The organism is Thermococcus prieurii (assembly GCF_054657655.1).
The window spans coordinates 544,618-558,381 of sequence record NZ_BAAHYH010000001.1 but is presented as its reverse complement, the minus strand read 5'-3'; the positions used below and the strand labels follow the sequence as shown (position 1 = coordinate 558,381).

The window sequence follows — 13,764 nt, the reverse complement described above, 5'->3', positions numbered from 1 at the left end:
GGGTGACCTGAGCTTCAACGACATGGCATACATGGGTGCCGAGAGGGCCGTTAAGGATTTCGGACTCCAGCTCACCCAGCTCCAGAGCAACAGCCCGAACGACTACTACACCAACCTCCAGAGCCTCGCCAAGACTGGCGAGTACGACATTATCATCGCCGTCGGATTCATGATGACCGACGCGGTTAAGAAGGTCGCCCAGGAGTACCCGAAGCAGAGGTTCGTCCTCATCGACGGCTACGACCCCAACATGCCGCACAACGTTCAGATGGTTCTCTTCAAGGAGAACGAGGGTTCGGCCTTGGCCGGAGCGCTCGCCGCCCTCATAGCCCTCAACGACGGTAAGGACACCATCGGTATCGTCCTCGGTATGGAAATTCCGGTTCTCTACAAGTTCGAGGGCGGCTACCGCTTCGGTGCCTACTGGGCGCTTGACTACTACAAGAACCACATAGCCAACAAGCAGTGATTTCCTTCCCTTTGTTCTTCTTCCCTTTAGGAGGTGAAAGCAATGGAAGAGAGGACTCCAGTGCTCGAGATGCGTGACATCGTGAAGGTTTACCCGGACGGCACAAAGGCCCTGAAGGGCGTCACGATTAAGGTCTACGAGGGTGAAATCCTCGGTCTCCTCGGCGAGAACGGTGCCGGAAAAACGACGCTGATGAAGGTTCTCTTCGGAATGCTCAAGCCGACGAAGGGCAAGATTTTTCTCAGGGGTAAAGAAGTCCGCTTCAAGAGCCCCGCTGATGCAATAGCGAACGGAATCGGAATGGTTCACCAGCACTTCACGCTCGTTGAGGTCTTCAACGCCCTCGAGAACATCATCCTTGGAATGGAGGGGCACGGGCTGCTGTCCAAGATTGACGTCGAGAACGCGAGAAAGAAGCTCCAGAAGCTGATGGACGAGCTCAACTTCCAGGTTCCCCTCGACGTCCCCGTCGAAAACCTCCCCGTTGGCGTCCAGCAGAGGATTGAAATTCTCAAGATGCTCTACCGCGACGTCGATATACTCATCCTGGACGAGCCGACCGCAGTTCTCACTCCGATTGAGGTTAAGGAGCTTTTCGCGGTTCTCAGAAAACTCAAGGAGCAGGGGAAGACGATAATCTTCATCAGCCACAAACTCAACGAGGTCATGGAGATAACCGACCGCGTCACGGTCATAAGGAAAGGTGAGGTCGTCGGAACCGTCAAGACAAACGAGGCAACGCCCCAGCTCCTCGCGAGGATGATGGTGGGCAGGGACGTCGTTCTCAGAATTGAGAAGCCCCCGAAGGAGCCCGGTGAGGTAATCTTCCGCGTCGAGGACCTATGGGTGAAGGGTGACAGGGGCGAAGAAGCTGTTCGCGGACTGACCTTCGAGGTCCGCGCTGGCGAGATATTCGGCATAGCCGGTGTTGAGGGCAACGGCCAGAGCGAGTTGATAGAAGCCATAGCCGGCCTGAGGAAGGTCGAGAAGGGCAAAGTTTACCTCAAGGGCGTTGACATCACCGGCAAGAAACCGAGGGAGCTCTACGACATGGGGGTGGCGCACATACCAGAGGACAGAACGCACATGGGTTTAATCCTCGAGATGACGGTGATGGAGAACTCAATTCTGGGAATGCACTGGAGAGAGGAGTTTTCCAGGGGGCCCCTTATCGATTGGGGCAAGGTCGAGGAGCACGCAAAGAGACTGATAGAGGAGTTCGAGGTCAGCGCACCTGGAACGAAAGCCCCGGTAAAGAGCCTGAGCGGTGGAAACCAGCAAAAGCTAATAGTTGCGAGGGAGGTAAGCAAAAAGCCCGAGTTCATCATAGCGGCACAGCCAACGCGTGGTGTTGACGTCGCCTCGACCGAGTACATCAGGAACTACCTCGTCAAGCTGAGGAACGAGGACAAGGCCGTTCTGCTCGTCTCTGCCGACCTGGATGAGGTTCTCCAGCTCAGCGACAGGATGGCGATAATGTACGAGGGTCAGTTTATGGGAATAGTCAAGCCCGACGAGGTTACAGAGGAGCAGATTGGTCTCATGATGGGAGGTGTCAAGGGTGAACCTCAAAAATGAGCTCAGGGGATACGCCAAACCCGTGGCCGAGAGCGTTTTGGCGATACTCATTGGAGCGTTCATAGGTGCCCTCGTCCTCTGGTTCAGTGGTTACGACGCGATTGCCGCGTACCGAGCCCTTCTATCGGGTTCCTTCGGTTCCCTCAGCAACTTTGCGGAGACCCTCAGCAAATCAACACCGCTCATTCTGACGGCGATAACCTTCGCCATAGGCGCGAGAACTGGGCTCTTCAACATCGGCGCCGAGGGAACCGTCTACTTCGGCGCCATAGCGGCCGTCGCGGTAACCCAGAGCGTACGGAATCCTCTGGCCGGAATCCTAGCTGGAATCCTAGTTGGTGCGCTGTGGATGCTCCCCGCGGCGGTCCTCAAGGTGTACAGGGGCGTTCATGAAGTTATCTCCACGATAATGTTCAACTGGATTGCATTCTTCTTGGCAAGCTGGCTTGCCCTCCAAGTCTTTGAGAACCCAATGAACCCCAACAGCACGCTGCCGATTCCACCGGGGGCAAGGCTACCCCTGCTCGTGAAGAACTCTACTCTCTCGCTGGCCTTCGTGATAGCAATAATCTCGGCAATCGTTGTTTACGTGGTAATGTGGCACACCAAGCTCGGCTACGAGCTCAGAACCAGTGGACAGAACCCAAGGGCGGCCGAATACGGTGGCACGAACCCCAAGGTGGCCATGCTCTGGTCCTTCGTCATCGGCGGAATGACTGCCGGACTCGCGGGTGCACTCCAGGTCATGGGAATCCCGCCGAGCTACTCCATCAGCCAGGGGCTCGCGAACGTCTACGGCTACGGTTTCGACGGAATAGGCGTCTCCCTCGTCGGCAGGAACCACCCCCTCGGCATAATCTTCGCGGGGATACTCTTCGGAGCCCTCAACGCTGGGGCAACACAGATGCAGCAAACGGGTGTTCCCCTTGAGATGGTCAAAGTCATCGAGGGCATCATCATCGTGGCCGTCGCCGTGCCCGGACTCCTTGACCTCTTCACCAGAGCGTTCAGGAGGGGAAGTTCATGAACGAGACTATGGTAATCAGCCTCCTGCTCGGCTCCCTGGCGGCGATGGTTCCAATAGCGCTTACGAGCATAGGTGCCGTGATAAGCGAAAGGGCCGGTGTCGTCAACATCGGCTACGAGGGAATACTGATGCTCTCGGCGTTTTTCGGGGCGATATTCGCGGAGCTAGCTCACAACGGATGGGTTGGTCTCCTCGGAGGTGCACTAACCGGCCTTATCATAGGGATAATCCACGGTGTAATCACCGTCTACCTCAAGGGCGACCACGTCATTCCGGGCATCGGTATAAACCTCATAGGCTACGGTGGCGTCGCATTTGGAATCCTAGCGTACTGGGGCACCGCAGGACAGCATCAAGTCCCTCAAAACGCCCAGATTAAGCCCCTCTGGATGGACGCCTTCGGAAACTCCCTCAGCCCTATGGTGCCGATAACGATAGCGGTCGCGGTAATAGTCTGGTGGATGCTCTTCAAGACGCCGTTCGGGCTGAGAATTCGCGCCGTCGGAGAGAACCCAGAAGCAGCGGACGCTATTGGAATAAACGTCGAGCTCTACCGCTTCACGGCGGTTCTCATAGCGAGTGCCTTGGCCGGCGTTGCCGGTGCCTACCTCAGCGTTGACTGGCTCGGAACCGTAACGAAGACGATAGCGGCCGGAAGGGGTTTCATAGCCCTGGCGAACATGGTCTTCAGCGGCTGGAATCCAATAATAGCCCTCGGCGGAGCGTTCCTGTTCGGATTCTTCGACAACTTCGCCATCTACATCCAGAACAACCCGTGGCTCGCGGGAACGATACCCTGGCAGTTCATAGCGACCCTGCCGTACGTCGTGACCCTCATAGTGGTCGCGGGAATAATAGGAAGGGCAAGGCCACCCAAGTGGGACGGCAGGCCCTACAAGCGCGAGTGACCCTTTCATTTTTTCAATATTACTCCCAGCGCGGTTCCCAGAACGATTCCGGTAACGAGCGCCAAGAAAGCGTACGTAACGGCTGTGTTCTCGCCCTGGTTCGGCTTCTCAGGCTTCTCGGGGGTCGAGAGTGCCTTCATTATCGATGCCGTGTTCTTGATGAGCCAGTCGGTGTAGTTCCCCGAGGCCCAGAAAACAGTTATCTCCGCAAGGGGCTTCCCACTCTTCTGGGCGAGTTCGATTGCGGCATTCTTGAGCTGTTCCGAGCTGTCGGAGCCGTAAACTACCAGCGAGCTCTTCTCCGCGGTCGGGACGAGCCGGTCAACCCCTATCGCAGGGACCTCTTCCTCCGGCTTTATCGAGGCAACCGCCTTAATTCCGAGCCAGTCGAGAGCGTACTCATCGGGAGGCATCTGGATTACTGCGGTTGCGTTCTTGGGGGCCAAAGCTTTGTAGGCCTCGACTATCGCAAGGACCCTCTCGCGGAACCTCTCGAAGTCCCTCTCGTAGGTCACCGCGTTGGCCGGGTCTTCCTCGATTAGGGCCTTCTCGGTCGCCTCCGCTATGGCTATGGCGTTGTAGGGGTCGAGCCAGACGCCGTGAGGATTGTCCTTGCCGTTGTACCAGTATTCCTTGGCGTAGTGGAAGCCGTATTTCATGTAGTCGTCCACGAAGAGGGCCTTTCCCGTTACGGTGCCTTCCTGCTCAAGTTCCGCAATCCTCTTCTCAACGGGCAAGTGGCCACCGGTCGTCACTATGACCTGGGCCTTCGAGAGCAGTTCGACCTGCTGGGCCGTCAGCTGGTAGTCGTGCGGGTCAACCCCGGGCGGAACTATCACCTCAACCTTAACTCCCGGGAACGCCTCCTGAACTATTGACGCTATCGGCGCTATCGTCGCCACCACCGTAACGTCCTCCTGCGCAGAGACGCCGTTGAGCGGAACCAGCGCGAGTGTCAGCAGGATTATGAGCGCGAGCCTCTTCATCTTAGGTCACCCTAATTCTCCTTGGCCTTCGCCTTTTAAAGCTCTCCCGCAACCCTTATAACCCATTCCCCTGACTACTACGGGGTGATGTTATGAAGCGCCTCCTTGCGTGGGTAACACTTGCAGGTATCCTGCTGGCCACGTTGGTTCCCAGGGCGTCGGCGGTTGAAATCGACTCCCACGTAACGGTCGAGATAAGCCCCAACGCCGAGCTCATTGGAATCGTTTACTACCTCGCCTTTGGGAGGGACCCCTTCGTCATCGACCGGGGAAGTTACCTGAGCGAAGTTGAGGCCCACTTCGGAAGGTTCAGAAACTCGACCGCGGTGCTTCTCCTGAAGTCTTACATGTCCCAGGGGAGGAGCGTTCCGGAGAAGGATTACCTGCTCCTCAACCTCGAGTACTACACGCTCCTCTGCTCAAATCCACCGGAGCTCGAGCCCCTGACTAACCTTGACTACCCCTGGTTTGAGAACGAGTTCCTGCCGGCACTACGGAAGTTCGCGAGGGAGAGCGACTTCATGGAGTTCTACGAGAGCCACATGAGTTACTACGACGAAGACCTTAGAATATACGAGAACGCCCTCAAAACGCTCCCTCCCGACGAGTTCATGGCCGAGGACGCTGGGATTCAGAACGTCACCTACGAGTTCCTCCACCCTTACCTCGTCGCTATACACGGCCACAGCTTCAGCCCGACCCTTAATGGCACGGAAATCTGGGGCGCCGGTGGAATGCTCCCCCTCGTCAGAAGGACGCCCCAGAGAACGCTGTGGAGCTACAAAACCGCGAGAGACACGATGTTTGGGCTCCCGCTGAACAGGGACTACATAGTGAGCATGAACCTTGACGAGCTCCTCTACCTCGGCTTCATTTACCATGAGCTCGGCCACGACATTACGGTCCCATCAATTTATTCCTACAGTGGCCTCTACAACCTCACTTACTTCATTGACGCCATAAGGAGTGACATGCCATATCTGGCACGCTACGATATCCACTTCTGGAGCAAAACCGGAATGCTCTACGAGGGCTTCGCCGACGCGTGGGAGGACTACGCGATAAGCCAGATAAACGAGAACTACACGCTCCTGGCCATCAACATGCAGAAGGCCTGGGGAGAGTTCTGGATTGGCTGGCTCCTCAACAGAACCGCTTACTACTCGGAGCTGAGTCGAAAAATGGGCAAACCTTTCTCGAACTACGTCTGGAAAATCCTTGATGAGATGAGGGGCTTTGCCTCGCCAGAAAACGTCACTGAGGTTTACTCCCGCGAGGTTCCGGTCACCCCGCTGAGGGCCTTTGATAGGGGTGCGGAGCTGGAAAGGGTCGTCATCGTCTATGGAACGGCAAATCCTGACCCGATCGGGACTGAAAAGGATAAGGAGACGGCCGAGGATATAGCGGAGAACTTGAGGCGGTTCTACTCCCAGTGGGTTGAGCCTGTGGACGTCGTGGTGAAAGCGGACGTTAACGTCACAGACAGTGACCTTGAAGGGGTCGTCGTCCTCGTCGGCGGTCCGGTCTCGAACCGTCTCGTGAGGGAGCTCGATGGCAAGTTCCCGCTTCGCTTCGAGAAGGTCAACGGAACGTGGGTGTTAACTCACGCCGAGAACGTCACGAGCTTCGTCCTCCTTGACGAGAAGAGTCCCTGGAGGAGGGTTTACGGAAACGTGAGCGTCGCCGTTGGAAACCTCGGAAACGTCGCCAACGCGAGCGTCCTCATGGCGATTCGGAACCCCTACAACGAGAGCAACTACCTCGTCTGGGTTGCCGGCGAGAACAGGAACCTGACGGCGCTCTTCACGAACCCGACGTACTACCTCAGCAGTTATGAAGTCTACACGGGAAAAGAAGTGGAGATGGGGTTCTACGTTCAGTCGGCCTCTTCCTGACTTTCCTTTTCCCGGAGTCCGTTGCTCTTTATGTGGGGCTTGCCGATGGCTATGGTGAAGCCCTTGAAGCTGTCGTCCTTTCTGTTGAACTCAATGGCCAGGGGAAGGCCGTTGTCCTCGTTGAAGACGATGCGGACGATTCTTGCCCGCGAGTGGTCGCTGAGGTAGTCCTCCTTCAGGCTCTCGTAGTCGTCGATAACCCTGTCGATGCTCTCGCTGTGCATATCGTAGATTTCCCGCGCGTACACGCTGTGGTTTTTGATTTCCTCGACCTTCTTTTCCCTATCCAAGGTACCACACCCTCAGGCTTTGCGCCACTTCCCGTCGCGGAACTTAAAAACCTTCCTGCGCTCGGCCATCCTGAGGGCTTCCTCGAGCCTGCCCTTCGGAACCTCCATGCCGTGAAGCTCCTTGAATAGCTCGACTATCTCGTCGGTGCTCACGGCTTCCTTCTCCTCAAGGATGTTGCCGACGAGGTTAATCATGTCCTCCACGAAGTTCCAGGGGAAGACTATCCAGGCCCAGTCGATTTCCTCGCCGAAGTAGTCAGGCTTGAAGCGCGAGCCCTTGATTGTCAGGAGCGTGGCAGTCCTTATCTCGGCCGGCTTCTGGCTCTCGACGTAGTTCTTCGCGAGGGTTAAGCTCTCGCCTGTGTCGCTGATGTCGTCGACGATGAGGACCTTCTTGCCCTCGAGGTTGTAGTTGCTACCGTACTTGAGCTTGGCCTTGCCGTCCGGGGTTGCCGTTACTCCCCAGTGCTCGACCTTCAGGCTGACAAGGTCCTTGACGCCGAGGTAGTCGCAGTAGAGCCTCGCCGGAACCCAGCCGCCGCGGGCGAGGCCGACTACAACGTCCGGTCTCCATCCGTCCTCCAAAACCTTCCAGGCCCCTTCCTTGGCCCACCTTTCAATGTCCTCCCAAGAAGCGAGATACGCCGGAAACTTCTTCATTGGATTTCCCTTAACGGAGCAAAAACAACCTTTTATTTAAGGTTTTTGGCGGGGATTTTGACGGGTATTTGTCCATGAAACTGATTTAAGCTGGAGGCGTAGGGGTTTAGGGGATTGCCATGAGGGTTCATCACCTCTACTCCGGCGGAAAGGACTCGAGCTTGGCCGCGTGGATTCTAAGCCAGCTCGGCTACGAGGTTGAGCTCGTAACGGTCACCTTCGGCCTGCTTGACAACTGGAGGTACGCGAGGGAAACGGCTGAGAGGCTCGGCTTCAAGCATAGAGTTCTGGAGCTTCCCCGTGAAATCCTTGAAAAAGCAGGGGAGATGGCAATAAGCGACGGCCACCCGAACAGCGCGATACAGTTCATCCACGAGAGGGCTCTGGAGGCTCTGGCGTCCCTTCCTGAGGTGGAAAGGGTGAGCGATGGGACGCGGAGGGACGACAGGGTTCCGCTCCTCGACTTGCCAAAGACCCGCTCACTGGAGGACCGCTTCGGTGTTGCCTACATTCGGCCCCTCCTCGGTCTCGGCTACAAGACGATACGCGAGCTGACCGAGAGGCTCTTTGTAGTCGAAATCCGGGAGAGCGAGGAACTTGAGAAGGCGGACTACGAGGTCGAGCTGAGGTATCTCCTCAGGGAGAAGGGCATCAACCCGCTCGAAATCTTTCCGAAGAGACACTACCAGTCGAGGGTTCTGGGGTGGAAAAGAGAAATCAGAGCTCGAGGCTGAGCCTCCTGACTATCGGGTTCTCGGCCTCTTCCGGCTTTATCTCCTCGATGCTCTCAATCCATATCTTGGTCCTCGGAACGCGGTGCTTGCTCCCTATCTCCGAGTAAACGAGCTCCTCAACGTGCTCCGGCTTGAGAGCGCGGTACTCCTTGGTGAAGGGCTGCTTGAGCTTACCCCTCTGGAAGATTCCCTTAACGCGGTAGACCTTGACCTCCATTTCCATCCCTCCTTCAGCGGGCCTTTGAAGGTGAACTTTTAAGCTTTATCCGAGGAAGCCTAAAGCCTCTTCAATCTTCACTATCTCCGGACCCGTCGTCAGGTGTCCGACGACGACGCCGTGCGAGTTGGCTATCATGCACGAGCCGACGAAGGGAACGCCCATGTTGGCGGTTCCGACGTATACATCGACCTTGAAGAGGTCGCTCAGCCACTCAAGCTCCTCGTCGGTCGCCTCGGGGTGCACGAGACCGCCCTTGTTGGTAACGACGCCGACGCTTCCAACCGCTGTATAGTCGGCTATGACTCCCCGCTCAACCGGAACGCCGAGTATGTCCTCAATCTTCCTCGCTTCCTCCCTCGTGAAGTCTTTGCTAACTAAAGCGCCCTTGTCGTTGGCGAGAATCAGGTTTCCGAAGGCGGTGAGTCTGCTCTGGAAGGGGACGACCTCCACCTCAATCCCGTACTCTCTGAGCTGGGCGTTTATGAAGTCGAGCTCGGCGTCCCAGATGTACCAGGGGACTATCAGTGCGTTGGAGTTGCCGGCAACGAATATGCCGACGATGCGCGACTTCATGACGCTCGTCTCGATGAGCGGGACCTTCAGAACTTCTCTGAGGGTCTCTAACTTCTTCTCGCCGAGGCCCTCTCTAATGATGGCTACCCTGTCGGTGGCGAAGCCGTAAACACCGAGATATGGAGAGTTTTCAAAATCGAGCCTCTCGATGTGCATCTCTTCACCTCTAAAAAGTGGTTAAAATCAGGCCAGGGAGACCTTCGCAACCCTCTTGCCGTCAACTTCCTCAACGACGACCTTAACGCGGAGCTTGTTGGGTGGCTTCTCGGCACCCCTCTCCCAGAGCTTCTCGTTGACGGCCGGGTCGAGCTTGACCTCCTCGGCCTTGGCGTGCCTCGCTATCCACTCGCGGACGAAGCGAGCCGCTCTCGGGGCCCTCTTCCAGCGCGGAACGCGCTTCTTTATCTTCCTGATGGGAACGACGAATATGACTTCCTCACCGGGCTTAATCATTTAGACCACCTCACTCCTTGAGCTTGGTTCTCCTCCAGTGCCTCCTCTTCGGATGGGTGAGAACCTTCCTGTTCGTCTTGATGATGACCCAAACGGGAACGCGCCTGTTCTGCTTTGCGGCCTTGGCGAGCCTGAGCTTCTTGGCGAGCGGCTTGTACCTTGACATGGTCACACCTCCCTCGCTATGCCTGTTGATGCTTTGGGGATGCGTTTTTAAGCTTTTTCGTGAGGGAAAGAAAAGGGGGTCAGCGCCTCCTCCTGTACAGGAGGAGCGGAAGAACGGCCAGCCCAACTATCGCGGCCGGACCGCAGATGCCCTTGCCTCCACTCCCCTCCTCGGCGGTGACCTCGTACTTGAACTCAACCTTGTTGGGAACCTTGGCCATGAACGCTTTGTAAGCGTCGGCGGGAACCCCATAGGCTATGTAAACGTTGCTCGTGATGAGAATTTCCCTGTCGCTGAGCTTCTGCACCTTCATCGTGACGCTTCCCGCCCTCGTCTTAACCTCGATGTTGGAGGGGATGGACGTGAACTTGTAGCCCGTTGGAAGGCTTATCCTCGTGACCTTGGTTTCGTTTATCGCCGCGTTGAGCCGGTATGGGAAGTTCATGCTACCCAGCTCAAGTTTCGGGTCGTAGGCGTAAACGTATGTTCCGTTGACCTTGCTGACGAAGCCCTTGAGAACCCAGTGGTACTTGACTATGAGGGGACCGCTGGTGTTGGCGTTCAGAATCGAAACCCTTCCCCCAAGGACCTGAACTCCCTCGTTCTGGAACTGCTGGGCGTACTTCTCATAAAGGCTCTGCTCAGCCTTCTGAAGACCCTCGTAGGCGAACTGAACCTTGACGTAGTTTATGTATGCCTCGGGCTTTATGTACTCCTCAGTAGTGTCGAGAACCGTCTGATTGCCCTGAACGGTTATGTTGTTGTATATCTTCATCTCCCAAGTCGTGTAGTTCTCAACACCCTTCTTCCCGGTGTATTGAATCATAACGGGCTCCAGCTTTGAATAAAGAACCATGAGGTCCTCCTTGGTAACACCCTTCTTGAGGTACACGATGGAGTGCGTGAATATTGTGTTCCCCTCGACCTTGACGTCCAGGAGTATGTAGCTTCCGTTTGATTCAACCTTAAATCCCTTCGTGACGTTCTTCAGTTTGGCTCCGGCGGGGAGATGAACGGTGAAGTAGTTCTCCAAGTACATTGAGCCGTTTATGGCGGTTGGGTTAATCTGCGAGAGGTCTGCCACGCGGAGCGCGTCGAGCGCTATCTCCCAGACGTTGTCGTAGGAGTAGTAGCGCGCGAAGTTGAGTATCCTACCCTTTATCACGGTCTCCAACGGCCCGGTGGTGTTGTACCCGATAATTTCTCCCGTTGCGTTTTTGAGCGTTAACCCCATCTGGGAGAGCTTCTGGGCCTCTTGGCTCACGAACACCTTGGTGGCGTTCTGAATGCCCATCTTCAGTATGCTCGCCTTCGTCTGGTTGAGCATCTCACTCGGGCCGTAAACGATGGACACGAGGGTCGCGTTGGCGCTTCCATCCCACGAAACCCAGTACTCGTTCTTCTGAACTTCCTTGTATTCTCCAGCGGCCGAGGCACTCCCTGCGAGAAGTCCGACGAGCAGAAGAGCGACCAGCCAAAATCCAAACTTCTTCATAACGTTACCTCCAACAGTCCTGGGCTTAAAAACGAACGGGGGTATATTAAGTTTGCCCAAAAGAAAGGGAAGAAAAATCAGTCACGCCACTTGCTCTCGTCAAGCTCCCCCTCCGTCTTGGCAACGATTGTGGTTCCAGTGAGGTCCCCGGTAACGTTTACCATGGTTCTGCCCATGTCGAGGATGGCATCGATTCCAAGAATCATCGCGTAGGCAAGCGCAACTGGACTTCCAGACGTCAGGTTGAGGCCAACGCTCTGGAGCACCATCGCAAGCATTATCGCCCCGGCACCAGGAACGCCAGCGGTTCCGATGGAAGCGAGCACGGCCGTAAGGACGACAACGAGCTGCTGGCTCAGCGTGAGCGGGTGACCGATGGCGTTGGCAACGAAGAGAACCGTGACACCCTGGTAGAGGGCCGTTCCATCCATGTTTATCGTTGCACCGAGCGGAAGGGTAAAGGAGTAGATTCCCCTGTCCACCCCCATGTTCTCGTCGGCGACGCGCATTGTAACTGGAAGCGTTCCACTTGAGCTCCTCGTCACAAATGCCGTCAGCATGGCGTCCTTTGCCTTCTTAATGAACTTGATTGGGTCGATGCCGAAGATTTTGAGTAGGATGAAGTAGGTCACGACAATCTGCAGGAAGAGGCCAAGGTAGACCGCACCAACGACTTTCGCCAGGGGGCCGACGACCTTCAAACCTTCCTTGGCCATGACGTAAGCTATGAGGGCGAAGACACCTATCGGTGCGTACTGCATAACGCCCCCAACTATGAGGTACATAGCCTCCGCCAGGCCGTCAAAGACCCTAAGAAGTGTTTCCGCGGACTTTCTAACGCGCTCCTCCTGCCTGTTCATGAGATAGGTTATCGCTATTCCCAGGATTATCGCAAAGAATATCGTCTGGAGAACTACCCCGTTAGAGAGGGATGCAAACGGGTTCGTGGGAACTATGTTTAGAAGCGTGTGAACGAGCGAAGGGCTCTTCGCTTCGATTGCCTTTCCGGTTCCCGAGCCAAGGTGTATGCCCGAGCCAACGTTGAAGACCCTACCAACTATGAGACCAAAGAACACCGGCCATTGCGGAGGTTGCCAGGTAGTAGACTATTATCTTGGCACCGACGCGACCGAGACGAGCGGGGCTTATACTCGCCGCACCGACGACCAAGGACGCGAGGATAATCGGCATCACGAGCATCTTCAGCAGCCGAATGAAGAGGTCGCCGAAGGGCTTGATGTACGTCGCCACGAAGTTCGTCCAGCCGAAGTGGCCCGCGATGAGGCCAAAAATCGCACCTAAAATTAAACCGTAGAGTATCTTCCACAGAACAGGGTAGTCCAGATACTTCCTCAGCAGGCCCATACTTTCACCCCCGCTATTCCAGCAGTTTAACAAGTGTAAACACGCGGGATTAATATTAATACAGAAGAGATTTTAACTTTTTCGCAAAATTTTTGACAAAATGGCAAAGAGTGAGCAGAACTTCATGGGAGTCTCAGGGAAACGTCCCCGTAGAGGACCCTCTCGACCCTCTCCCCGGTGTCGACTAACAGGGCCCCGGACTCGTCTATTCCAACGGCCCTACCCCTCAGGATGACCTCGCCATCCTCGAGTATAACAACCTCCTTTCCTATGACAGCGCTCCTAGTTCGCACAGACCGCAGTATCTCCCCGTGGCGACCGCTCTTAAAGAGGCTGTACCAATACGAGAGGGACCTCAAGAGCCTCTCAAGAACCTCGTTGGGGTCAAGTTTCCGCCCGAGGAGTTCAGCCATCGAAACGGCACCGTCCCTGAGCTCCTCGGGGACCTCGTTATTAACGTTCAGACCTATTCCAAGGAGGGCAAAGGAGTTTAGCTTGCACTCACTCAGGATTCCGGCTATTTTCCGCTCCCCAACGAAGACATCGTTCGGCCATTTTATCTTTCCCCCTATACCGTACTGAGCGAGGGTATCAGTGACCGCCAGAGCCCCAACAAAGACCAGCTTCGGAACGTGCTCGGGGCTGGACTTCGGCTTCAGAATCGCCGTCATCCACAGTCCGCCCTCGGGAGAAACCCAGCTCCGGCCCTTCCTGCCCCTCCCGGAGGTCTGCCTTCTGGCAACGACGACAGTCCCATCGGGCACGTCCTCGGCTATCTCCCTGGCGTAGTCGTTGGTCGAACCAACCTCGGTGAGGCGGATTACCTTCCACTCCACGATTGAACACCGATTCATCGTTCGTCGAAAGGGATTTAAACGATTGCGGAAAACCATTGTTGGTAGTAACAAATCCGTGGGGAAAACCTTAAATCCTCCTTGAATATAT

General features: G+C 55.9%; 15 protein-coding genes and 1 pseudogene. 6 read left to right on the top strand and 10 right to left on the bottom strand.

Annotated features, from left to right (window positions below; all coding sequences use genetic code 11):
• The 4 genes from ACYQ04_RS03235 to ACYQ04_RS03220 form a co-directional block, all read left to right on the top strand.
• Positions 1 to 469, top strand: a 469-nt coding sequence (locus ACYQ04_RS03235) for a BMP family lipoprotein (protein WP_460127209.1), incomplete at its 5' end; no start/stop codon positions are given.
• Between the two features lie 42 nt (positions 470 to 511).
• Positions 512 to 2,047, top strand: coding sequence for an ABC transporter ATP-binding protein (locus tag ACYQ04_RS03230; RefSeq protein WP_460127208.1), 1,536 nt, complete (start codon positions 512 to 514; stop codon positions 2,045 to 2,047).
• A complete protein-coding gene (locus ACYQ04_RS03225) occupies positions 2,031 to 3,074 on the top strand; it encodes an ABC transporter permease (RefSeq protein WP_460127207.1) in 1,044 nt (347 codons plus the stop codon). The genes ACYQ04_RS03230 and ACYQ04_RS03225 overlap by 17 nt, the downstream gene beginning before the upstream one ends.
• Positions 3,071 to 3,982: an ABC transporter permease gene (locus ACYQ04_RS03220; RefSeq protein WP_460127206.1), complete on the top strand. Its 912-nt coding sequence runs from the start codon at positions 3,071 to 3,073 to the stop codon at positions 3,980 to 3,982. Before ACYQ04_RS03225 ends, ACYQ04_RS03220 begins: the two co-directional genes overlap by 4 nt.
• 5 nt (positions 3,983 to 3,987) lie before the next feature.
• Here ACYQ04_RS03220 and ACYQ04_RS03215 read toward each other — a convergent pair whose 3' ends face one another.
• Positions 3,988 to 4,968 (bottom strand): metal ABC transporter solute-binding protein, Zn/Mn family, encoded by a 981-nt coding sequence (locus tag ACYQ04_RS03215; RefSeq protein WP_460127205.1) that lies wholly within the window; start codon positions 4,966 to 4,968, stop codon positions 3,988 to 3,990.
• A 92-nt stretch (positions 4,969 to 5,060) separates the two neighbouring features.
• On the opposite strand from ACYQ04_RS03215, the gene ACYQ04_RS03210 reads away from it, so the two are divergent.
• Positions 5,061 to 6,863 (top strand): DUF4932 domain-containing protein, encoded by a 1,803-nt coding sequence (locus ACYQ04_RS03210; RefSeq protein WP_460127204.1) that lies wholly within the window; start codon positions 5,061 to 5,063, stop codon positions 6,861 to 6,863.
• Here the strand turns inward: ACYQ04_RS03210 and ACYQ04_RS03205 are convergent.
• Positions 6,845 to 7,153, bottom strand: coding sequence for a hypothetical protein (locus tag ACYQ04_RS03205; RefSeq protein WP_099211385.1), 309 nt, complete (start codon positions 7,151 to 7,153; stop codon positions 6,845 to 6,847). The two genes, ACYQ04_RS03210 and ACYQ04_RS03205, sit on opposite strands and share 19 nt — an antisense overlap.
• 12 nt (positions 7,154 to 7,165) lie before the next feature.
• Positions 7,166 to 7,813, bottom strand: coding sequence for a phosphoribosyltransferase (locus ACYQ04_RS03200; protein WP_042690183.1), 648 nt, complete (start codon positions 7,811 to 7,813; stop codon positions 7,166 to 7,168).
• A gap of 119 nt (positions 7,814 to 7,932) precedes the next feature.
• Between ACYQ04_RS03200 and ACYQ04_RS03195 the strand changes: the two genes are divergently transcribed.
• Positions 7,933 to 8,547, top strand: coding sequence for a DUF7411 family protein (locus ACYQ04_RS03195; RefSeq protein WP_460127203.1), 615 nt, complete (start codon positions 7,933 to 7,935; stop codon positions 8,545 to 8,547).
• Here the strand turns inward: ACYQ04_RS03195 and rpl18a are convergent.
• The 7 genes and pseudogenes from rpl18a to ACYQ04_RS03160 all read right to left on the bottom strand — a co-directional run bounded on the left by rpl18a (position 8,531) and on the right by ACYQ04_RS03160 (position 13,655).
• On the bottom strand, positions 8,531 to 8,764 hold the full coding sequence (rpl18a, locus tag ACYQ04_RS03190; RefSeq protein WP_460127323.1) for a 50S ribosomal protein L18Ae: 234 nt from the start codon (positions 8,762 to 8,764) through the stop codon (positions 8,531 to 8,533). The two genes, ACYQ04_RS03195 and rpl18a, sit on opposite strands and share 17 nt — an antisense overlap.
• Before the next feature lie 45 nt (positions 8,765 to 8,809).
• On the bottom strand, positions 8,810 to 9,496 hold the full coding sequence (locus tag ACYQ04_RS03185; RefSeq protein WP_460127202.1) for a translation initiation factor IF-6: 687 nt from the start codon (positions 9,494 to 9,496) through the stop codon (positions 8,810 to 8,812).
• Between the two features lie 27 nt (positions 9,497 to 9,523).
• Entirely contained in the window at positions 9,524 to 9,793 is a 270-nt protein-coding gene (locus tag ACYQ04_RS03180) for a 50S ribosomal protein L31e (RefSeq protein ID WP_099211393.1), read from the bottom strand.
• A 10-nt stretch (positions 9,794 to 9,803) separates the two neighbouring features.
• Complete coding sequence (locus ACYQ04_RS03175) at positions 9,804 to 9,959, bottom strand: 50S ribosomal protein L39e (protein WP_099211395.1); 156 nt, start codon at positions 9,957 to 9,959, stop codon at positions 9,804 to 9,806.
• 79 nt (positions 9,960 to 10,038) lie between these two features.
• The gene (locus ACYQ04_RS03170) at positions 10,039 to 11,454 is read right to left on the bottom strand and encodes a DUF3858 domain-containing protein (protein ID WP_460127201.1); all 1,416 of its coding nucleotides are present in this window, start codon (positions 11,452 to 11,454) and stop codon (positions 10,039 to 10,041) included.
• Between the two features lie 77 nt (positions 11,455 to 11,531).
• Positions 11,532 to 12,819 (bottom strand): annotated as a pseudogene (locus tag ACYQ04_RS03165) (dicarboxylate/amino acid:cation symporter).
• Positions 12,820 to 12,941: 122 nt separating this feature from the next.
• On the bottom strand, positions 12,942 to 13,655 hold the full coding sequence (locus tag ACYQ04_RS03160) for a biotin--[acetyl-CoA-carboxylase] ligase (RefSeq protein WP_460127200.1): 714 nt from the start codon (positions 13,653 to 13,655) through the stop codon (positions 12,942 to 12,944).
• Positions 13,656 to 13,764: the final 109 nt, after the last annotated feature.

Bases quoted from the DNA above. Each gene is read 5' to 3' on its own strand.
- ACYQ04_RS03230 (WP_460127208.1), top strand. From the start codon at position 512: ATGGAAGAGAGGACTCCAGTGCTCGAGATGCGTGACATCGTGAAGGTT.
- ACYQ04_RS03220 (WP_460127206.1), top strand. From the start codon at position 3,071: ATGAACGAGACTATGGTAATCAGCCTCCTGCTCGGCTCCCTGGCGGCG.
- ACYQ04_RS03215 (WP_460127205.1), bottom strand. From the start codon at position 4,968: ATGAAGAGGCTCGCGCTCATAATCCTGCTGACACTCGCGCTGGTTCCG.
- ACYQ04_RS03210 (WP_460127204.1), top strand. From the start codon at position 5,061: ATGAAGCGCCTCCTTGCGTGGGTAACACTTGCAGGTATCCTGCTGGCC.
- ACYQ04_RS03200 (WP_042690183.1), bottom strand. From the start codon at position 7,813: ATGAAGAAGTTTCCGGCGTATCTCGCTTCTTGGGAGGACATTGAAAGG.
- ACYQ04_RS03195 (WP_460127203.1), top strand. From the start codon at position 7,933: ATGAGGGTTCATCACCTCTACTCCGGCGGAAAGGACTCGAGCTTGGCC.
- rpl18a (WP_460127323.1), bottom strand. From the start codon at position 8,764: ATGGAGGTCAAGGTCTACCGCGTTAAGGGAATCTTCCAGAGGGGTAAG.
- ACYQ04_RS03185 (WP_460127202.1), bottom strand. From the start codon at position 9,496: ATGCACATCGAGAGGCTCGATTTTGAAAACTCTCCATATCTCGGTGTT.
- ACYQ04_RS03180 (WP_099211393.1), bottom strand. From the start codon at position 9,793: ATGATTAAGCCCGGTGAGGAAGTCATATTCGTCGTTCCCATCAGGAAG.
- ACYQ04_RS03175 (WP_099211395.1), bottom strand. From the start codon at position 9,959: ATGTCAAGGTACAAGCCGCTCGCCAAGAAGCTCAGGCTCGCCAAGGCC.
- ACYQ04_RS03170 (WP_460127201.1), bottom strand. From the start codon at position 11,454: ATGAAGAAGTTTGGATTTTGGCTGGTCGCTCTTCTGCTCGTCGGACTT.